Here is a 21,878-nt window from a genome sequence, read left to right on the forward strand (position 1 = left end):
TTTTTCATGCAAAAACATTGTTTTATTTCTAAAACATTTCTATATTTTAAATTGTGTTATAAAGGTTAGGCACGCCCTATCCAGATTAAAAGTATCAATAACCCACCCAAGGACACATCATGCCCAAAATACCCCAAATGCCTAAGCCATCCCCCAAAGCACTAAGCCTAGCCATGGCAGGTGTGCTACTCTGTGCCTGCCAGTCTACACACAGCACCACACCCACGCCTGCCCATAACATCACGCACATCGACAAAAGCCTGTCACCATCCAAACTGGCACAGCACGACCTAGTCACAGCACTACGCCGGCACATGAATGCCGAGCGTTATGCGGTGTCCACTTATCATTATGCCGTCCAGCCCCTAGCAGTCAGCGAGATTGACAAAGACTCGGACAGTGCCTTTACCACCTTTATCAAGGTCATGGATTATAAGGATAAGACTCACAAGACTGATGATGACGCAAGCGAGCCTTATATGACCATCAGCGACTATTTGGGGGAGGATGGCGAGCTTGGCGACTTGCCTTATCTACACTATGATGATGAACAAAATGGACTCACCCCTGATACCGTAACTCGTGCGGTCGGCATGAGCGAAGAGTATCAAACGGTGTCAGATGAGATTAACATGTTGGCACATGGGCTAGAAAGCCATGTATTTACGTCTGCCTACATAAACATGGGTGATTTTGTCAAAAATAATGGACGTTTTGACCAACAAGCCTTTAAAAAGCACATCAATGACTTTGAACGCTCTTTTCAAACCAACGCCAATGCCTTGCTTGCCACCGCCCAAGGCTACCAAAAACAAGACATCCACCAACTACAAGCCTGTGCCACCACCTTTAAACAGAGTGCCATAAATACCGCCAAGCACATCAAGACAACCGATGATATTACAAATCATGGCGATGAGTTATTTTCATTAATAACTTCTGTAAATTCTTGCACTCATGCTGTTACTGGCGGAACACAGTTACTTCATCCTTATCATCACATCTCCAACCAAACAACCCAGCAAGAGTTGCAACAACAAGCAAGTGCAAAAGAGTGTGCCACTCATGCCACCGCTCAAAATCAAGCTTTGGTTCAGTCAGGCAAAGACCACATCAAGCATGCCGATGAGTTTAATGCAGTTCATGAAGAATATATATCGTGCCATGAGTCGTTAGCAGAGTCTGCCATGGATGATGACTATTATGAAAGCCATGACCCCTACTCAGGCGTGTTCGGCTCACTTCGTGCCTATCGTGAGATGAAAGAACAAGAGCGTGAGCAGAGCAAAACAGACGTACAAAGCCGTGATTATGGGCTGTCGTCCTTGCTTGGGGGGATATTTAAAATGAACCGAACCCCCGAACAGGTCACCGCCCAAAACCTATATCAGTATCAGCACCTAAGCATCCAAGGTCTCTCCCACCATGAACCGAGTGCCAAACGCAGTCAGCATTTGTGGTCGATTGACTATGACAGTCCCACCGCCACTTATTCCATGCAACTGCCTGTGCGTGCCGACCACGCCAAAGGCGAGCTGACCGCCGATGTCTCAGCCGTCTTGCCACTGGTCGCACTCATCAGTCCCAAGCACGCTCCCCTGCCCAAAGACGTGCCAGACGGTCTGATGTCCTTTGCTCTGCCTGATGAATTACAAAAACAGATACCCACTGACATAATTTATACGGCAATCTCTGATGGTATCATCGCAGGCATGGACGGACTAAATGGCGAGAAGTTTACGCCCATGGACATCAGTCAAGACGCTTTTGCCAAAGAAGTTGGAGCAAGTCGTGCCATCAAGGTTGAGTTTGGTGCCAAAGAAATGGGTAAAGCCTACGCCATCATCGCCAAACACATCGGGCGTGATTTGCATGCTTATGTGAACAAGCACCCCGAGCATTATGCCGATAAAGTCAGCGACCACACCGACGCTGACGGCAACCCCATCAGCACGCCAAACACCATCAAATCCATCATTGACAACTTTACCATGCTAAACAGCAGTTATCGCACGGATGACGCGGGCGGACTGTTCGGGGCGGTTGAAGGCATACTGCCTTTTGCCTTGAACACGACCAGCCATGTCTATCTTGACCGCCAAGGCAACATCATCGCCACCCAAACCCTAAGCAGTCTGGACGAGCACATCAGTGGCATGACCACCCAAAGCCTAAACCAAGTCCGCTATGACAAGGAGCTGTTTGACAAACACGCTTTGGCACGCCAATTTAAAGACACCTTTGCCAAAACGACCGCCGTGGACGGCGTGGCACTCATCAAGCAAGCCAAAAAAGAAAACGAACAGCAATATGAAGCATTCATGGCACGCTATGGTTATGATTATGAGCTTAGCCCATCAGATGACTACGAATGCGATACAGCCTGTGCAGCAACCGAAGTGGCAACGGCGGCAGCAATGGCGGCAGAAGAAGCAAGATAACCATTTACAAGGTTTGCCCCTTTCTTGGCTTGATTTGATTAAATTACATTAAATTAACTTGATTGGTAAAATGAATAAATCGATAAAATCGGTAAAATTGCCAGAAAATGGTATTGCCATACTGAAAATTTATCTTTGCCATTTTAACTTTACAAATCAATACCTTATCATCAACCAAGATTGGGACTTATCCCGATTAATATACTCATTAAGGAAAACCATGAAAACACTACCTTATCGCACACTAAGTTTGGCTGTTGTCAGCTGTCTGATGACCGCCTGTGCCACCACGCAAGCCCCACAGTCCGCCACCGCTAATACCGACCATCACGCCAAAGAAGTCCTAGCCAAAGCAGTCAAATCACAACTTCGCTCATCATTTAGCTACGAGACAAATGCCTATGTCTCTAACGACATCCGCCGTCACGCCCTAAAAGACGTCACCGACAGCACGCCAGCTGACGACTGCGAAGCGGTGCATGACCATGCTTATGTCCGTCTACTTCAAACTGCTAAGACGGACAACCTGCCCATCAGCGATGACAAATACCAAGCCCATCGCACCAAAATCAAAGACGACTTTTTGGCATGCCGTGATGAACAAGAACAAGCGTCCGCCTATCAGCCTTTTGACTTTGAAAATTTTTATGAACAAAGCGGACAGCTGACCCCCGATGAGCAAGAACAGGCATTCATCCACGCCATCAGCACTCACCTAGATGGTCAGACCAATGAGCCATCCGCCCGTCCTGCCACGCCCCTAGACGCCAAAAAAGCCGAGCTACTGCACGAGTATCTCATCACCCCATCTAGCGTGCGTGTGGTCGGCAGTTATCAACCCCTACAAGGCAAGTTTACCGCCTTGCCCATGCTAGACTACACCGCCAAAAACCTGCACATGTCCATCAATCAGCCCCTATACATCGACCTAAAAGCAGGGGGCATTTATCTGTGGGCGGATAACTTTGCTCTACTAAACAGCGAACTGCTTGACGCCAAACTGGGCGACAGCTGGCAAGGCAAATGGCTGTACATCCCCATCAATGACGGCAGTCTGCCCGAGAGCTTTACCCGTGATTTAATCAAAGCCTACCTAAACGCCAAAAAAGAGAGCTTTATGGCACTGCCCCAAGACGGCTTTGTCATGGCAAGGGCAGATGAGCTTAGCCAGTTGCCGTTTATCGCCAATAACCTGCCTGCCGATAAACTAACCCTTATCCAAAACACGCCCACCATCATCAAAAATAACGTCAAAGAGTCTGCCAAAGCGTACAGCAACTATGTCTTTGCCGACACACTCTACCAAGAGATGACCGCCAAATATCCAACACTCACTCAGCAGATGCCCGATTTTTATGAGCGTGAGATTATTGACGGTGAGAGCGTGATTCATGTGATAAATGCCGACAGCGATACCGCCCAGACAGAGATAGAAGCAGGGACGGACACCGCTGATGACAGCCGTGATGACTTTGTGGTCAATAGCGAGCTACTCATGCGTGGGCTATTTTTGTATCTGCAACGGCAAATCGAGAGCTACTATGGCGAGCTACATAGCGCCGATAGCACACCCCAAGAAGACCGCCCTATTTCTAAATATGCCCCCGCCACGCATTATGGTGTCTCACATGGCAAAATCGCTTGGGTACATCAGCGTCACTATCTTACCGATGACACGGTCGGAGCCAGATACATGGACAAGGCAGGCGTGACGGACAGTGAACCGCTGTTTGTGGATGTCTTTACCCAAATCTTTCAAAACGCCAAACACGTAAATGAGTTCGCTCGCCTGCCATCTGCCAGTCAAACGCCCAATGCCGACAACAGCGTCAATCTCTTTACCTACCAAGACGCCCTACGAGCCAGATTCAAGGAGACAGGCGAGAAGCCACCGTTTATGGAGCATTATTCTCGTTATGCCTTAGGCGGTGCCAGTAATGATTATGGCTATGGCGATGATAGCTATGATGGCGATGATTATGGCGATTACAGCGATGAGCTTTATGAAGATTACTTTGATGAAGATTATCTTGATGAAGACATGGATAATAACGGCAAACCCAGCAATAAATGAGTGTGTTGTCGATTTTAACCTATATAAAAAAGGGGATATACTCTATCCCCTTTTGTGTATTACACCCAACCAACTTGATATTTACCACGGGTTTGTAGGAGTGTGCTGAGCACACCCTTTGATGATATCACTATACAAGGCGTGCTCAGCACGCCCCTACGTCCACACATCATTGTATTTGTAGTAATTTTAAAGTTTCTTGGGTGTATATGTTGTATAAAACCTTTTAAAAGGTTTGCTGATATTTAATGCGGAAACGGTCGCTGTTTGTCCGTCTCTATCCACGCCTGCACCCATTCATCAGGCGGTAGGCTCACCCCGTCATAGCCAAGCGACGACAGCACCTGTGCGGTCGGTATGGGTTTGCCCGTCATAAAGTTGGTTACCGCCGTACGAAGCAGTGCATGACAAGTGCATTTGCCACCCACCCACATCGTCTGCTCCATATAAAACCACTTATCATCAATGGCACATACCCGAGTTTTCATCAGCACTTTATCAAAGAGTCGCACACGTTTGCGATACTGAATGGTACTGCCTGCCACCACCAAACCCCACCGCTTTTGTACGAGTTTTTTGCCCAGACCTGTACGAATGGCAAAGTCGTTTCGCCCTAGGTCAAACAACGTCAAAATCCGCCCATTGTTCATCTCAAAGAAGTTATCAATGTCATTCACATTGGCGGTAAAGCGATACTCGGTCGTGTCAGTCAGACCTGCCACCGTGCCTGACTTTTTGCTTTTGTGATAAGCGGTTGCACTGCTGATGATGTTTTGGGTTAGGCGTAAAAATGGATACATAATATACTCAGATTTTTATAAATGGATTAGTGATAAACGATTAGCCTTTACGTTTGGCGGCAAGCATTGCCTGAATGTTCGCCAAATAGTCTGTGGCGACCTTGTTCGGGTCGGCAGATTTTTGGCGTTTGGCAGGATAATCAATGTGGTCGCTTGGCAACTCATCCAAAAAGCGTGACGGCGTGGTCTGGCGATACTCTTTGCCCGCCCTGCGTTTTTGGGCATACATCAAGGTCAGCTCATGCCTTGCTCGTGTGATACCCACATACATGAGACGGCGCTCTTCTTCGACCGTCTCCGAGACGATAGAGTTACGGTGTGGCAAGATGTCTTCTTCGACCCCAATGATATACACAAAATCAAATTCAAGCCCCTTAGCGGCGTGCAGGGTCATGAGATTAACTTTGTTGGTATTTTCCTCTTCTTGCTGTTGTTCTAGCATGTCTAGTAGCACAAGCTTACGAATCACCGCTTCAATGCTTTTTTCATCATCATCTTCGGCACGGTCTATGAGTGCATGAATGGACGAGTACAAAGATTCGATGTTGTCAAGGCGGTTTTTTTCTTGTTGGGGCGTTTTGCTGTCTTCTTTGATGTAGTCAATATACCCTGTCTCCATAATCATCTGACGCACCAGTGGCATGGGGTCGGGATTATCATAAAGCTCACGGGTATAATGCTCAATAAACTCTCCAAAACTGGCAAGCGTCGCCCCTGCCTTTGCCCCCACTGCCGATTTTAGCCCTGCATGAGAACAGGCAGACAGTAGCGATAGGCTGTGTTCTTGGGCGAACAGTCCGAGCTTTTCTAAGGTTGCCGAACCCATGCCACGTTTGGGCGTGTTGATGATCCGCAAAAATGCCGCGTCATCATCAGGATTTAGGATAATCCGCAAATAACTCATGACGTCCTTAATCTCCGTGCGAGCAAAAAATGACGTACCGCCCGAGAGCTTATACGGCACTTGTAGTGAACGCAGTTCAGCTTCTAGCACCCGAGCCTGAAAGTTGGAGCGATATAGCACGGCATACTGCTCCCATGAGTTGTTATGTCTTAGGCGGTGCGTCACTATCTCTTTTGCCACACGCTCCGCTTCTACCCCATCGTCGGGCGAGCTTAGCACCCGAATCAGCTCGCCATGCCCTTTATCTGACCACAGCGATTTTTCAAAAATATGCTCATTATTGGTAATCACGGCATTGGCAGACGCCAATATGCGATTGGTAGAGCGGTAGTTTTGTTCTAGCTTGACAACATGCAGAGCGGGGAAATCCTGCTTTAACAACGCCATGTTCTCAGGCTTTGCCCCACGCCACGCATAGATAGATTGGTCATCATCGCCCACCACCGTGAACCTTGCCCGAATGCCTACCAGTAGCTTGATAAGCTCATACTGAGCGGTATTGGTGTCTTGGTACTCGTCCACGAGCAGGTAGCGAATGCGGTTTTGCCATTTTTCACGCACTCGCTCATTGTCTTTTAAAATGCGAGCAGGTAGGACAATCAAATCATCAAAATCCACCGCATTATATGCTCGCAAATTCCGCTCATACAGCCCATACAGATGAGCAAAAATCACATCTTCGGGGTCGGTCAGTGTCCGCTCGGCATCTTCGGGGGCGACTAGGTCATTTTTCCAGTCGCTAATCATCTTAATCGCCTTACCCACCATGTCCGCACGCTCCGCCCCTGATAGGTTATCACGCACCATCAGCTCGGCAAGTAGGCGTTTGCTGTCGTCTGCGTCCATGATACTAAAATTGCCTTTTAGGGACGTGTTAATGAGTTCATACCGCAAAAACTGCAAACCAAACTGGTGAAACGTGGACACCGTCAGCCCACGAGTTTTCTCGCTTGGCAAGAGTTTTTTGACACGCTCTTTCATCTCCCTTGCCGCCTTATTGGTAAAGGTCATTGCCGTGATACGCTCGGCAGGCGTGTTGCAGTTTTGGATAAGATGAGCGATTTTTTGGGTAATCACAGACGTCTTGCCTGACCCCGCTCCTGCCAGAACGAGCAAAGGGCCTGAAACATGGGCTAGGGCTTCTTGTTGGCGGGGGTTTAATTGGCTCATAATCTAAATTCTTCGGGCAAATGGTTGGCTATTATAATGGATTTTGGCAAATTGGGCAAAAGTTTGTAGTAAATTTATCGGCAATATAAAGTATTGTTATGCCATATTTTTGGTTAAAATTTATCCATATTACATAGAAAGGTGCGTAACACGCACCTGATGATTTTTATTATTTAAAATTATTTCAAATCAAGTCAAATAAAACAAACACCACACCGCACACACGCCCAAGACAATCCCCATGCCGTTGATTTTGGATATTTTTTCTTTAAAAATAAATAACCCCACAACCGCCCCCAAACATATCACGCCGATATTCATGCCAGCAAATACCAAGGTTGGATCATCTTTGTAGGCTTGATGAGCTTTGATATAAAATAAAATATTAAAAAAGTTTAATGCCCCCAGCAAAATCCCACTAATCAAACTTTTACCTTGCCATTTGGTTTTATTGATTATTAGATAAATAAATAACAAGACAAATGCCAATATAAAGCTCACAAGTAAGGTATTGGCAAAGGCATTACCCAATTTTGCCATTTGTTTAAATAAAATATCAATCACGCCATAGCCTGCCCATACTCCGCCTAATATTAAAGCGGTGTTTTTGATATTTAATGAATTATCTGTTTTGGCATGATTGGTTTTTAGGCTGTTTTTTAAATTGGTTTTTGGATTGGGTTTATAAGTTAGGGCAATGAGTGATGAAAACGCCAAAATAATGCCCACACCTTTGGCAAGTGTTAAACTTTCGCCAAAAATGGTAAATGACGCCAATATCGGCAAAAATAACGCCAAACGCTGTGCCACGTCCGATTTGGCAATGCCAACGAGTTGCACCGCCTTTGCCATGATGATAAATACGCTCGGCAACAGCACGCCCAAGGCGATGACGATAAATGCCCCATTTGCCATAATTTCGCTGACATTTAAACTAGGCTTTAATAAAAAAATACATAAAATAATGGCGGTGATATAATTCACCAAAATGGCTTGGGCAATATCAATATCTTGACGGCGTGCCACTTTTAAAAAAATAGACACCAACACACTGGCACAAATGGCAGAGAGTAAAAAAATCATGGATAAAATATTTTGTTACAAATTGGTGTGATATTATAACCATGATTGGGCGTTTGTCAAGTGGCATGAAGGGGTGTTTACCAAATTAACCAAGATGTCCGCCCTTTCATCCAATTCTCCATTTGAAATCATCAGTATGATGTGTGATAATAAAGCATCAAACTTAACAAAAACACCAATGGCAACAAAGATAACAACAAACCACCGCCAGCATTACCAACCAATGATGAATTATTAAGCCCCCTAAAATCTAGTGATTGGCAAAAATTAGCGTTAACTTATGAAAACATATCCAATCAGTGGCGATTGATTGTGGTAAGTGATACCAATTTTAACAACATAAATTTGCCGATTGTTAAAAAAGATGATTTTATATTGATTTTTGAAAAAAGTGTAGAATTAGACAATCATTGGATATACATGCCCAATAATTGCAACAGCATGAATGGTGAATTTGTACTCACCAAGACGGGCATAAAAATTCAAGGTAGCCTACCAACAACTAAAATGGCTTGCTCACCACTACCTAAAGATTTAGATGACAACATTATCCATACTGTTATTTTAAATGGTGATTATGAAATTTATCAAAAAGACATGCAAAAGATTTTAAAAATAACCCACAATCATCAATATTGGCTATTTATCAACACAGTTGCGACAAAGTCTGGCTTATGACAAATTTCAAATTCGTTAGATGTGATATTTATTTAAAGCAAAGCGAATATTTGGGTCATAGTTAATATAAGTTTGATAAGACTTGGCATTCTGCATTTTGATGATTTAGAGAGCATAAAACAGATAAATCACAAATGCAAATCATGTCCACATCTATCGCAAAACTTAGCATTGGATGCATGCCCGAATTTACCGCATTTTGGGCAGGTAATGGGGTGTAGCTGTGGTCGCATGGTGCGTGACAGCTCAGCGGTAAAAATCCCTGTCGGTACGGCAATGATGGAGTAACCCATAATCATCACCATGCTTGCAATCGCTTGCCCTATCGGAGTTTTGGGGGAAATGTCGCCATAACCCACGGTCGTCAAAGTCACAACCGCCCAATAGATGGATTTGGGGATGCTGGTGTAGCCATTTTCAGGGCCTTCGACCACGTACATGACCGAGCCAAAAATGGTCACAAGCAGTAATAATGATAGGAAAAAGACGATGATTTTGTGCTGACTGGTGCGAAAGGCAGCCGCCAAAAACCCTGCTTGTTGCATGTAGGATTTGAGCTTAAATACCCTAAAAATCCGCAAAATCCGCAAAATCCGCACCACAAGCAAATACTGCGTTCCCACAAAAAAATAACTAAGATAGCTTGGCAATAACGCAAGCAAGTCAATCACGCCAAAAAAGCTAAACGCATAACGCTTGCGATTGGGGGCGGAGTACAGGCGTAACAAATATTCTATGGTAAATAAAATGGTAAAAAACCACTCTGCATAAAAAAACAACCGTCCGTATTGCAAACGCAAATACAGCACACTGTCAAGCATGACCACGACCACGCTAAGAGCGATACCGATGAGTAGCACCACATCAAAAAATCGTCCCGCAGGCGTGTCAGTGCCTTCGATGACAATGTGGATTTTCTCTTTTAAGGGCAGGCTTTTTTTGTAAACAGGGGCTTTCATGCAAGATAGAATGAGAGAAAGATGGGTGTATTTTATAATAAAGTTGGGGCTTGGGATAGTATTTTTACAAAATTCTTGTTATGATTGATACGTTTTAGGCTTTTTACATTTGATTTATCATGAGAATCATCATCTTAATACTACCCCTTGTCCTGACCGCTTGCATGAACATGACAGATTTTTCTGAAAGTAAGCGTCAAACACCCCAAACCTACCCGACTTACAACCCAAATTGCCAACGCCATATCCCAGCCCCACGCACACCACAAGGCTATCCTGACATGAGTTCGCCTGAATATCAAGAAACGCATCATCGCACACATTGCCCCTAGCAAATATTGGCAAATCCGCCCAAACCTTGTATAATAACCTATTTTATTATTTTCATTTAAAAGGTGCATTCTATGGCAGGTCATAGTAAATGGGCGAACATCAAACATCGTAAAGCCAAACAAGATGCTGCAAAAGGCAAAATCTTTACCAAAATCATTCGTGAAATCGTCTCCGCCAGTAAAGGTGGCGACCCAGACCCTGCCAACAACCCACGCCTGCGTGCCGTGCTAGAAAAAGCCAACGCCGCCAATATGACCAAAGACGTGATTAAGCGTGCCATTGAGCGTGGTCAAGGAGGTGGAGAAGGCGACAACGTCCAAGAAATCACCTATGAAGGCTATGGCGTGGGCGGTGTGGCGGTCATCGTTGAGACCATGACCGACAATGTCAATCGCACCGTGGGCGAGGTTCGCCATGCGTTTAGCAAGCACGGTGGCAACCTAGGCACATCAGGCTCGGTGGCGTATTTGTTCTCTAAGCGTGGCGAGATTATTTTTAATGACGTATCTCTTGAAGATAAAGTCATGGAGATTGCCCTAGAAGCAGGGGCAACTGACATTGAAAATGATGGCGAGAGCTTGCTTGTGATTACCGAACCCAACGACTTTGGGGCGGTGGTGGACGCACTCGCGGGTGCAGGTCTAAAAGCGGACAATGCTGAGGTTACAATGTCGCCTTCCACGACTGCGGACATTGATAATATTGATGATGCTCAACGTGTGCTAAAAATGATTGACATGCTAGAAGATTTGGACGATGTGCAAGAAGTGTATACTAATGTGAATTTTAGCGATGACGTGATGGCACAGCTTGACGCTTAATTTGCCTATCGTGATGTTTGGATATGGCAGAAGTGTCATATCCAATTTTTGTTTTTAAAGGGGTTTTATGAAAATCACAAATCAAGTAAACCAATTAGAAGATAAAGATTTTTGCCGTCAATTTATTCGTGCCAATAATGCCATTGAAAGATTATTTTTATCTGACGATGATAAAAAATTTATGGACACCATTGACCCTAATATTTCTGATAAAGAATTTGAAAATTTGTTATTTGCTCGTCTTGATATTAAAGGTTTAACGAAAGATAAAGTAGATATGCCCTTAATTGAACTTCTTAACCAAGTCCCAAAATCCCAATTAACTCGTAGTGGTTTGGAAATCCAAAAGAAATTGCGTGATGAATAGGATTAAAACTTAAACTGCAAACAATTTATTTTTGGTAGTGGTCTAAAAAGTATGCTGAACTAGATTTTCCGTTCACCCTGAGCCTGCCTGCGGGTAGGAAAACCGTTAGGTTTCCCAAGCTCACCACGAACGGTTTTCCTTGTAGCATACTTTTTGAACCAGAGCCTTATTTTTAAATATTTGATAAATATACCATTAAAGTTATAGTGCAATGAACACCATATTTTTTAAAGACAGCCGTAATATGCAAGAAGTACCCAATAATAGCGTACATCTTATTATTACTTCGCCACCTTATTTTAATATTAAGGACTATGCCAAAGATGGTTATCAGCTAAATAGCCATAGCAATAAACACAGTCAGCAAATTGGCGATATTGATAGCTATGAATATTATCTGTCTGAAATGTTAAAAGTTTGGCAAGAATGTGAACGAGTTTTAAAACCGAACGGCAAATTGGTTATCAATACTCCTTTAATGCCAATGTTAAAAAAAGAGATGAATACCCATTATACCAGACATATTTTTGATTTAAATAGCGACATTCAACAAACCATTTTAAAAAACACCAAACTTTTTTTAATGGATACTTATCTTTGGAATAGAACCAATTCATCAAAAAAATTAATGTTTGGTTCTTATCCTTATCCAAGAAATTTTTATGCTCAAAATACCACAGAATTTATTACGATATATGTAAAAGACGGTAAACCAGATAAAGTATCTGATGAAATTAAAGAAAAAAGTAAATTAAGTAAGCAAGAATGGGTGGAATATACCAAACAAATTTGGGATATTCCTATTCCCAGTAAAAATGATTTGGCATTTGGCGTGCATTCAGCGATTATGCCAGAAGAAATCCCAAGACGACTGATTAAACTTTATTCTTTTTATGATGACATTGTTTTAGACCCATTTGCAGGCAGTGGTACAACTTTAAAAGTCGCCAAAGAATTGGGCAGGCGTTATATTGGTTATGAGTTAATGGAGCAATATAGCGAAGTTATTTGTAAAAAATTAGAAAGTGTTTAATTGGTTTTCAATATTGGAGTTTATTGATGTTAATCCCAGTAACAAAAGAACATATTATTACTGCTGATAAACTAGCAACCATTCGTGAATTGTATGAGTTTAGAAGAGGTGGTTATAATTACAATAACCAAAACAATCCCATTCATCAAAGAATATCGGAATTGCATGACATAAAAATTCAATCTCAAAGCAACCTATTAACTGGTATCTTATTTGAGATATGCCTATTTGAAACAATGTCAGAAACTCTAAGACAAAGATTGAGAGAGCAAGGCTACCATAATGATACCGAAATAAGCAATAGAATGCGGCAAATGAATTTTAGTTACGGATTGACAATTGGCAGGGTTGATGATGGCTATGACTATCTTATTGACAGAGCAAACACTCCATACTTGATTGATGTCAAAATGTATGGAACAAGACTATTTACAAATCAAAATCAAGTACAAAATTATAATTTACTCGTGGATGCAAGGCAATTCAATAGAAATATTGCCACACAATATGTACAAGGATTTTTAATAGATAACAATAATTCTTTAAGTATTTATGTGGCTGGTTGGACTGATGAAAATCAATTAGAATATATGGAAAACAGAAACAATTGTTATGCAATTTCCGTAAGAGATTTAAACCAAATAGGTACACTAATAGATATTATTTACCAAAATGGTTGAAAATATGCTAGAAATAAATAAAATACATCAAATGAACTGCTTTGATTTTTTAGACCAAGTGGAAAATAAAAGCGTTCAATTAGCCGTCATTGACCCGCCTTACAATCTTAGTAAGGCGGATTGGGATAGTTTTGATAGCCATAATAAATTTTTGGCATTTACTTATCGTTGGATTGATAAAGTTTTAGATAAACTGGATAAAGACGGCTCGCTTTATATTTTTAATACACCATTTAATTGTGCTTTTATTTGTCAATACTTGGTAAGTAAAGGTATGATTTTTCAAAATTGGATTACTTGGGATAAAAGAGATGGAATGGGTAGTGCCAAAAGGCGTTTTTCCACAGGACAAGAAACCATTTTATTTTTTTCAAAATCCAAAAATCACACTTTTAATTATGACGAAGTGCGAGTGCCTTATGAAAGCACCGACAGAATAAAGCACGCCAGTGAAAAAGGCATTTTAAAAAATGGTAAACGCTGGTTTCCCAATCCTAATGGCAGGTTATGTGGTGAAGTTTGGCATTTTTCTAGCCAACGCCACAAAGAAAAAGTCAATGGCAAAACCGTCAAATTGACCCATATTACTCCAAAACCACGCGATTTAATAGAACGCATTATTAGAGCAAGTTCCAACCCCAACGATTTGGTATTAGATTGTTTTATGGGAAGTGGCACAACAGCAATCGTTGCCAAAAAACTGGGTCGTAATTTTATTGGGTGCGATATGAATGCTGAATATGTTAATCAAGCCAATTTTGTGTTAAATCAACTTGAAATCAATTAAGGAAAACTATGAAAAATTATGTCAGCAACATCAATCTTGGTAATTCATCATTAAAATTCATTGATGAAAGATTGCAATCTGAAAATTATCGTGGCATTCATTTAAGTCAGCATAACCGCTATGATTTGCCAAAATTAATAGATATTTTGACATTGTTAAATAAACACGCCCCCAACCAATCTTTAATGCAAATCAGAACAACTGACATCAGCAAAAGACCGCAGAATATCCCAGAAGAGCAATCTTATGCCGAATTTTGCAATGAAGCCAAAAGTTTAACCAATATTGGCACGCAAGATGCAATGCGTAAAAATCTTTTTGTGGATTTTGCAAGAATGGGACTAATCAACCGATATAACGACAAAAAAGTATTAACTGACCCATTCAAAAGGGGCGTAACAAAATATGTTGCTTTGTCCGATATGGGAGTAAAGTTAATAGACCCAAAATTAGATATATTAAGTAAAAATTTAATTTTTTCTAAGTCGTTAAATAAACTATTAACAGGCTTTGTGGAAGATGTTTTAAGTTTGCTAACCAATAGTGATTTAAAAGAAATCAGCTTTGATGAGTTTATGCTGTTTGTTTCAGCAATGAATTGTAATTTTAATTTTAGCATTTCCACAGAGCAATGCGAAAGTTTGATAAAAGAATACCGATTATTATCACGAGTACAAAAAAATGCGGTGATTGACACTTTAAAATCAGAGCTTATTCCAGACAATTTTAACGGCGATAAAAAAGATAAGCGAGATTATCATAATTGGGCAAATGAAAATCAACAAATATGGACTTTGTTTGAAAATATTCCATTTTTTATTATGGAAAAAGACAGTAGAAAACTTATTTTAATAACTTCTGATGTAGATTTGTCAAAATACAGTAAATCAAAAATGAAACGCTCACAACAAGCCAAAAATGATTATTTTAAACACCACAAAGTCAATAAAATAAAAGGCTATGAATTAGACCACATCATTCCTTTATTGGAAGCAGAAAGCGTGGATGAATATCGTTATTTAGATAACTGGCTTAATTTATTGTACATTGATGGCAAAACACACGCCATTAAAAGTCAAAGCGGTTCAAAATATTATATCTTTACATTTGATGACAATGATTATAATCAGATTTATTTTTTGGACACACAAGGCGATAAACTGTCAATTAACAATGACGATACTGCTTTATTTGACAAGAATAAAGTACCAAAAATTTATGAATACAATCAAAACTTTATCAACGCCAAAACATCATAATTATTTTTAAGGAAACCCAATGACCACCCTACCCGACTATGTCCGTGCCATTATTACCGCAACCGTTTATGATGTCGCTATTCGCACACCGCTTGATAAGGCAAGCAAACTCTCTGCCCGTTTTGGCAACGACATTCGCCTAAAACGAGAAGACCTGCAACCTGTATTTAGCTTTAAAGTGCGTGGGGCGTACAACAAAATCAGCCAACTTTCGGCAGAGCAAAAAGCAAAAGGCATCATCTGTGCCTCGGCTGGCAACCACGCACAAGGGGTAGCGTATTCGGCAAATCGCTTAAAAATCAATAACTTAATTGTAATGCCCAAAACCACACCCGACATCAAAGTGCAAGCGGTCAAAGCCTTTGGTGGTACGGTGCATTTGCATGGTGACAGTTTTGACGAAGCCAACCGCTATGCCATGGAAAAGGCAACAACGGACGGTATGACCTACATCGCCCCCTATGATGACAAAGCAGTCATTGCAGGGCAAGGCACGGTCGCCCTTGAGCTGTCGCAGGACTGGCGAGAGATGGAATATGTGTTTGTGCCTGTCGGTGGCGGTGGTTTGGTGGCGGGGATTGCATCCTTTTTGGGCGAGATTGCCCCACACATCAAGGTCATTGCGGTGGAATCCGAAGGCTCTGCTTGCCTAAAAGTCGCCCTAGCCGATGGCGAGCGAACTCGCTTACCACAAGTTAGCCTGTTTGCCGATGGCGTGGCGGTCGCCCAAATCGGTCAAATCCCCTTTGAAGTGGCGAATCTCACCAAATCCAACGGGCAAGGCAAGGTCATTGACGCAGTCATCACTTGCAATAATGACGAGATTTGTGCGTCCGTCAAAGACATTTTTGAAGAAAACCGCCACATCGTTGAGCCGTCTGGGGCGTTGGCACTGGCAGGACTTAAAAAATATGTCAAACAGCACAACCTAACAGGCAAAAACTGCGTGGCGATTGTCTCGGGGGCAAATATGAACTTTGACCGCCTACGGTACATTGCCGAACGCACCGAGATTGGCGAAAACAAAGAAGCGATTTTTGCGGTGCAGTTGCCCGAAAAAACGGGAGCGTTTTTGGACTTTTGTCGCCGATTGCAAGGTCGCAACATCACCGAATTTAACTACCGCCTAGACAGCACAAACCCAAGCGTTGCCCAAGTGTTTGTCGGCATTGGCTTAAAGGACGGTCAGTTTGAGCGCACCACGATTATGGACAATCTGGACAAGGGGGGCTACACCGCCTTTGACTTGACCGATGATGAAGTTGCCAAAACGCACATTCGCTATTTGATTGGCGGACACGGTCGGCTAAACGATGAAAAATTGTTCCGTGTGATGTTCCCAGAACGCCCCAACGCCCTATTAAATTTTTTGGAAAAATTGGGGCAAGATTTTAATGTTACCCTGTTTCACTACCGCAATCACGGAGCAGCCGAAGGGCGAGTATTGGTCGGCTTGCAGGCAACTGCCCATTCATCACGGCAAATTGTGGACGCATTGACTGAGATTGGTTATGATTGTGAAGATTTAAGTGAAAATGTGGGCTATGGGGTGTTTTTGAAGTAGGGATATGTTAGAATGGATTTGGAATTTGACCCTAATAAAGAAAAAATCAATATCCAAAAACACGATATTGATTTTGATGAAGCCAATTTAAGTATTAGACGACCCTTATGCTTTGCACGAACCTGATTTTGGTGATTATGACGAAGAGCGTTATTTTACCATGGGTATGAGCAATAAAGCCAGACTGTTAATTTTGAATTGGACAATTAGAAATGACAATTTTCGCTTAATTTCATCAAGATTATGTGAACCTCATCAAAGGAAACGCTATGAAAAACGAAACTTCCACTGAACTTTATGAAAAAATGGGCAAAGTCAGTTTTGAAAATGCTGTTAGAACCGATGAATTACCACCCCATATTCAATTAGCATTAAAAAACCGCCCAAAAACCCAAGAAATCCCCAATGAAAATCCACCAATGATAGAACCCGATGTTTGGCAACTTATCAAAGCCAATGCCAATAATTAAAAAGAAATGGCAAGAATGAATGCAGTACCAAGGGGATTGTTTGCTTAATTATTAATTTTAAGCAAATAATTTACCAAGATTAATTGCAAAAATTGAAACAAAAATGTGGGCTATGGGGTGTTTTTGAAGTAAAAATATAGAATAAATAAAGGTGCGTAAATGGTGCATATTACGCACCTTACGATTATCCTAATTTTTGAATTGTGGGAAAATATGACTTTAATTCCAAAAAGCATTGCCAGTGATACGGTTTATTTTTATAAAATACAATATAAAATAATGTATGTGATTGGGGTGGTTTTTATTAGTATTTTTACCTTAACCGCTCTATCAATGACAAGAAATTCATCAATCATATTTTTCATTTTTGTGATTGTAATGACTGCTTTTCATATGATGACTTTTAATTATATGAAAGCAAATATTTTAATTCTTGCCGATGAAGTCAAAGAAGTAGAAAATGGGTTATTTATTAGAAATGGTAAGATAAGTGAAACAATAGATTATGATAATATCCAATCTGTTACTTATCGCTATTTATTTTCTATCAAAAATAATGTGGTAGAATTAACCTTTAAAAATCCTACCACATTGGGAAATAAAGTAAGGTTTATCAGCTGGGCAGATGCCAGTAATTATCAAAGGGAATTTAATCCATTTCCTGCAAAAACCTCGGAAACACAGGCTTGGGTTGATACTTTAAAGGAAAAAATTGTACAAAATACCAACAAGAATCCATTATAAAAATATTTTTTAAATCATAAGAATATGGTCATTTTAATTATTAAACCATCAACAAACCCAATTCTCATTTAAGCAGTCATGCCTATGAGCTATTGACAAACAATCCTTTGTCCATAGATAGTAGGGATTAGGCAAGCCCTGTCATCCATCAAAAGAGTCAAACTATGTCCACCCACACCTTCAAAATACACGGCATGACCTGCCAAGCCTGTGCCACTCGCCTAGAAAAAGTCTTAAATAAAAAAGAGTGCGTAGAGCGTGCTGATGTGAACTTTGCTACAGAAACGCTGACCCTTAGCACAACAGAGAGCGCATCTTGTGATGAGATTTTGACATGGATAAAAAAGACAGGCTTTACAGGGGAGTTTGTCCAAGACCAATCCCAAACCACGCCCCATAGTGACGCACCGCCATATCGCTTGATTGCCCTTGGCGTGCTGTCCTTGCCGTTTTGGGTGGGTATGGCAGGCATGATGACAGGCTCGCACGCACTCATGCCCCCAAATTGGGTGCAGTTTGTGCTAGCAAGCATTGCTCAGTTTGCCCTTGCCACACCTTTTTATAAAGGAGCGTGGGCAGGGATAAGGGGCGGACTTCTTGGCATGGACGTGCTGGTGGCGTTGGGGACGAGTATGATTTGGGCGTATTCTACTTATGCTTATCTCACAGGCGGTCATGTGTATTTTGAAGCAAGCGTGATGATTTTGACTTTTGTGAGCCTTGGTAAATATCTAGAACACCGCACCAAAACAGGCAGTCTTAATGCCTTATCCAAACTCATGGAGCTACTACCGCAGACGGTCAAGGTCAAGCGTGATAATGCGTGGGCGGACGTGGCGTTGGCGGACGTCAAGGTGGGCGATATTTTGCAAGCCAATCATGGCGACAAAATCGCCGTGGACGGGGTCATCACGGACGGTCAAGGGGATATTACCCAAGCTCATCTAACGGGCGAAAGTGCCTATTTATCAAAAACTTATGGCGATGACGTACTGGCAGGGAGCGTGGTGGTGGACGGCAGTTTTGCCTATCAAGCCCACGCGACAGGCTCACAGACCGCCCTTGGGCAGATGACGGACGCACTGTCGCACGCACAGGGGACAAAAGCTCCGATTGCACGGCTTGCCGACCGTGTGGCAGGCGTGTTTGTGCCGGTGGTGGTGGGGCTTTCTGTGCTGACGTTTTTGGTAAATTGGTATATACTCGGGCAGTTTGACACCGCACTCATGCGAGCGGTTGCCGTGCTGGTCATTGCTTGCCCGTGTGCGTTGGGGCTTGCCACGCCCACAGCGATTATGGCAGGCATGGGGGTGGCAAGTCGGCATGGCGTGCAGTTTTTGGACGCAGTGGCGTTGGAGACGGCAGGGCAGATTGGGGCGATAGCCTTTGACAAGACAGGAACGCTGACAAACGGTCATCTTGTGGTGGTGGACAGCCTGAGCCTGACCGATACGCCCACATTGCTTGGCGTGAGTGCAAGCATTGAGAGTCACAGCACGCACCCCCTAGCCCGTGCGATAACCGCTTATGCTCATGACAATCACGCCCCGACATTTACCGCCCAAAATATCCTAAGCCAAGCAGGGCAAGGCATGCAAGGCGACATCGCTGGCGTGGGCGTGGTAAAGGTGGGGACGAACGGTTTTGTTCATGCTGATTTGGGCGAGAAAGAACACGCCTTTATCCAAGACAATCCCACAGCCAGTCTTGTGTTTGTGGCAATTGATGACAAGCTGGCAGGGATTTTTGCCCTAGCCGACACTCTAAAAGCGGACGCCCACACGCTCATAGACAAGCTAAAAGCGGACGGTATCACGCCTGTTATCCTAAGTGGCGACCGTCAAAGCGTGGTGGACAGCGTAGCAGGTGAGCTTGGTATAGACGGCTATGGCGAGCTATCGCCACAGGATAAATCCTTAAAAATTAAAGAATTACAAAAAACCCACAAAACCGCCATGATAGGGGACGGCATCAATGACGCCCTAGCAATGACCACAGCCGACATCGGCATGGCGGTGGGGGGTGCCACAGACGTGGCGACAGGCTCGGCAAGCGTTCGGCTCATACAGTCGGAGACGGGCGGGGCGATGAGTGTTTATCACGCCCACAAAATCGCCAAATTGACCCTAACCAACATCAAACAAAACCTATTTTTTGCCTTTATTTATAACGTCATCGGCATACCGCTTGCGATGATTGGTGTGCTAAATCCGATGATAGCCAGTATCGCCATGGCGTTAAGTTCGCTGTCGGTACTTGCAAATGCGCTTAGGTTAAAGGGGGTGGACTTAAAAGATAAAATCAATTAAAATCAAGATATTGGTAAGGTGCGTACCACGCACCAAATTGTGATTAAATTTATTTTTAAAATAAATTGATTAAAAAATTAGGTAGTGGTCTAAAAAGTATGCTGAACTAGGTTTTCCGTTCGCCACAAGCTTGCCTGCGGGTCGGTTTCCGTCATGAGCAGGCATAGCTCACCACGAACGAAAAACCGTGGTACTTTTTCATTTTGTAGAGTGTAACTGTGGTGATTAAGATAATACTCAATCACAGACAGTTTAAAGTCGGTTGTGTATTTTGCCATAGAAAGCACTCCAAAGGTTAGAGTGGCAAGCTTTGGGAGTTGGTTCATTAGATAACGGTAGTTTTTAAAAATCATACCAATCTGGCACTCGCCAATTGGGTCAATTGATATAACGCATGGCGGTATTTGTTATCAGGCAGTTTCATGAGAGCCATTTGAGCAAGGCGGGTTTCGTCCAACGCTCGATTTTTACAGTATTCCAACGCCCCTGATGATTTCACCAAACCGATGAGCGTCTCGGCATTGTCCGTTTTGCCTGTTTGTACGGCAATTCTTAGCTTGTCATAGTCATCACTATTGGCTTGTTTTAGGATTTCTAAGGTTTTGATAATCGGCAAAGTCGGCTTGCCTTCGGCTAGGTCGTCGCCCAGATTTTTGCCCATCGTTTGACTGTCACCCATAAAGTCTAGCACATCATCAATCATCTGAAAGGCATTGCCAAAATGTTGCCCAAAATCGGACAAATTGGCAAGTAACTCCTTGTCATCATGCTTACCATGAAGCAAAGCCGCCCCCACGCACGCCATCATAAAAAGCCGTGAAGTCTTGCCGTCAATGATTTGTAGGTAGTCACTTTCGGTCGTCTCGATGTTGTGTTGGTGTTGCAGTTGCAAGACTTCGCCTTCGGCAATGTCGCACGTTCCGTCCGAGAACAGCTTTAATAAGGTCATGTCGCCAAACCCTGTCAAAAGGTTGAACGAGCGTGCGATGAGATAGTCGCCCACCAGCACAGCCGTAGCGTTGTTCCAAGTGGCGTTGGCGGTCGGTCGCCCCCGTCTCATACCAGACTCATCAATCACGTCATCATGCACGAGCGTGGCGGTGTGGAGCATCTCAGTAATCGCCCCAAGTTCTAGGCTTAACTTGTACTGCTCATCCTTTATCATGCGTGAGATAAGCAAGGTCATCAAAGGTCGCATACGCTTACCGCCTGCGTTGATGACATGGTCGGACACTTTCATGATGAGCTGAACTTTGGAATTTAGCGAGCCAAAAACCTGCTTGTCCATGACGGCAAAATCATCGGCAACAACGGATAAAATCTCAGAATAAGTGGGCGTGGTCATTGTCATTCTCAAAACTAAAATGGAGCTATGATAGCACATTTGGTGGCGTTGGGCAAA

At 42.9% G+C, this 21,878-nt stretch carries 20 protein-coding genes and 1 pseudogene; 15 read left to right on the forward strand and 6 right to left on the reverse strand.

Annotated elements, in window-relative coordinates; genetic code table 11:
- Positions 1-119 precede the first annotated feature (119 nt).
- Entirely contained in the window at positions 120-2,441 is a 2,322-nt protein-coding gene (locus tag LP107_RS09925; RefSeq protein ID WP_264676151.1) for a hypothetical protein, read from the forward strand.
- A 220-nt stretch (positions 2,442-2,661) separates the two neighbouring features.
- Positions 2,662-4,515 (forward strand): hypothetical protein, encoded by a 1,854-nt coding sequence (locus LP107_RS09930; protein ID WP_264676150.1) that lies wholly within the window; start codon positions 2,662-2,664, stop codon positions 4,513-4,515.
- A 245-nt stretch (positions 4,516-4,760) separates the two neighbouring features.
- Here the strand turns inward: LP107_RS09930 and LP107_RS09935 are convergent, their stop codons facing one another.
- The 3 genes from LP107_RS09935 to LP107_RS09945 form a co-directional block, all read right to left on the reverse strand.
- On the reverse strand, positions 4,761-5,315 hold the full coding sequence (locus LP107_RS09935) for an acyl-CoA thioesterase (protein ID WP_078274185.1): 555 nt from the start codon (positions 5,313-5,315) through the stop codon (positions 4,761-4,763).
- A gap of 40 nt (positions 5,316-5,355) precedes the next feature.
- Positions 5,356-7,389 carry a UvrD-helicase domain-containing protein gene (locus tag LP107_RS09940; protein ID WP_078274186.1) on the reverse strand — a complete coding sequence of 678 codons (2,034 nt, stop codon included), beginning with the start codon at positions 7,387-7,389 and terminating at the stop codon, positions 5,356-5,358.
- 189 nt (positions 7,390-7,578) lie between these two features.
- The gene (locus LP107_RS09945; RefSeq protein ID WP_264676149.1) at positions 7,579-8,472 is read right to left on the reverse strand and encodes an EamA/RhaT family transporter; all 894 of its coding nucleotides are present in this window, start codon (positions 8,470-8,472) and stop codon (positions 7,579-7,581) included.
- 312 nt (positions 8,473-8,784) lie between these two features.
- On the opposite strand from LP107_RS09945, the gene LP107_RS09950 reads away from it, so the two are divergent.
- Positions 8,785-9,150, forward strand: a complete 366-nt coding sequence (locus tag LP107_RS09950) for an META domain-containing protein (RefSeq protein ID WP_264676148.1) — start codon at positions 8,785-8,787, stop codon at positions 9,148-9,150.
- Positions 9,151-9,278: 128 nt separating this feature from the next.
- On the opposite strand, the gene LP107_RS09955 is transcribed toward LP107_RS09950, so the two are convergent.
- Positions 9,279-10,109: an ion transporter gene (locus LP107_RS09955; RefSeq protein ID WP_078274189.1), complete on the reverse strand. Its 831-nt coding sequence runs from the start codon at positions 10,107-10,109 to the stop codon at positions 9,279-9,281.
- Between the two features lie 119 nt (positions 10,110-10,228).
- On the opposite strand from LP107_RS09955, the gene LP107_RS09960 reads away from it, so the two are divergent.
- The 12 genes and pseudogenes from LP107_RS09960 to LP107_RS10010 all read left to right on the forward strand — a co-directional run bounded on the left by LP107_RS09960 (position 10,229) and on the right by LP107_RS10010 (position 20,476).
- On the forward strand, positions 10,229-10,441 hold the full coding sequence (locus tag LP107_RS09960) for a hypothetical protein (RefSeq protein WP_143821686.1): 213 nt from the start codon (positions 10,229-10,231) through the stop codon (positions 10,439-10,441).
- Between the two features lie 72 nt (positions 10,442-10,513).
- On the forward strand, positions 10,514-11,263 hold the full coding sequence (locus LP107_RS09965; RefSeq protein WP_112741960.1) for a YebC/PmpR family DNA-binding transcriptional regulator: 750 nt from the start codon (positions 10,514-10,516) through the stop codon (positions 11,261-11,263).
- A 67-nt stretch (positions 11,264-11,330) separates the two neighbouring features.
- Positions 11,331-11,630, forward strand: a complete 300-nt coding sequence (locus tag LP107_RS09970; protein WP_112741959.1) for a hypothetical protein — start codon at positions 11,331-11,333, stop codon at positions 11,628-11,630.
- Between the two features lie 244 nt (positions 11,631-11,874).
- Complete coding sequence (locus LP107_RS09975; RefSeq protein WP_112742798.1) at positions 11,875-12,663, forward strand: DNA-methyltransferase; 789 nt, start codon at positions 11,875-11,877, stop codon at positions 12,661-12,663.
- Positions 12,664-12,689: 26 nt separating this feature from the next.
- Positions 12,690-13,343 carry a hypothetical protein gene (locus tag LP107_RS09980; RefSeq protein WP_112741958.1) on the forward strand — a complete coding sequence of 218 codons (654 nt, stop codon included), beginning with the start codon at positions 12,690-12,692 and terminating at the stop codon, positions 13,341-13,343.
- A 31-nt stretch (positions 13,344-13,374) separates the two neighbouring features.
- The gene (locus LP107_RS09985; RefSeq protein WP_245952267.1) at positions 13,375-14,130 is read left to right on the forward strand and encodes a DNA methyltransferase; all 756 of its coding nucleotides are present in this window, start codon (positions 13,375-13,377) and stop codon (positions 14,128-14,130) included.
- Between the two features lie 8 nt (positions 14,131-14,138).
- On the forward strand, positions 14,139-15,389 hold the full coding sequence (locus tag LP107_RS09990) for a type II restriction-modification system endonuclease (RefSeq protein WP_078274193.1): 1,251 nt from the start codon (positions 14,139-14,141) through the stop codon (positions 15,387-15,389).
- Positions 15,390-15,408: 19 nt separating this feature from the next.
- Positions 15,409-16,953, forward strand: coding sequence for a threonine ammonia-lyase, biosynthetic (ilvA, locus tag LP107_RS09995; protein ID WP_078274194.1), 1,545 nt, complete (start codon positions 15,409-15,411; stop codon positions 16,951-16,953).
- A gap of 103 nt (positions 16,954-17,056) precedes the next feature.
- Positions 17,057-17,245, forward strand: a pseudogene (locus LP107_RS14490) (BrnT family toxin); the annotation flags it as partial.
- A complete protein-coding gene (locus tag LP107_RS10000; protein WP_112741955.1) occupies positions 17,223-17,423 on the forward strand; it encodes a hypothetical protein in 201 nt (66 codons plus the stop codon). The pseudogene LP107_RS14490 and the gene LP107_RS10000, both read left to right, overlap by 23 nt.
- A 159-nt stretch (positions 17,424-17,582) precedes the next feature.
- Positions 17,583-18,167: a hypothetical protein gene (locus tag LP107_RS10005; RefSeq protein WP_112741954.1), complete on the forward strand. Its 585-nt coding sequence runs from the start codon at positions 17,583-17,585 to the stop codon at positions 18,165-18,167.
- Positions 18,168-18,331: 164 nt separating this feature from the next.
- On the forward strand, positions 18,332-20,476 hold the full coding sequence (locus tag LP107_RS10010; RefSeq protein ID WP_264676147.1) for a heavy metal translocating P-type ATPase: 2,145 nt from the start codon (positions 18,332-18,334) through the stop codon (positions 20,474-20,476).
- 89 nt (positions 20,477-20,565) lie between these two features.
- Here the strand turns inward: LP107_RS10010 and LP107_RS10015 are convergent, their stop codons facing one another.
- On the reverse strand, positions 20,566-20,754 hold the full coding sequence (locus tag LP107_RS10015) for a hypothetical protein (protein ID WP_143821748.1): 189 nt from the start codon (positions 20,752-20,754) through the stop codon (positions 20,566-20,568).
- Between the two features lie 71 nt (positions 20,755-20,825).
- Entirely contained in the window at positions 20,826-21,821 is a 996-nt protein-coding gene (locus LP107_RS10020; protein WP_208624081.1) for a polyprenyl synthetase family protein, read from the reverse strand.
- Between the last annotated feature and the right edge of the window lie 57 nt (positions 21,822-21,878).

It is taken from the genome of Moraxella bovis (genome assembly GCF_025985205.1).
GTDB lineage: Bacteria > Pseudomonadota > Gammaproteobacteria > Pseudomonadales > Moraxellaceae > Moraxella > Moraxella bovis.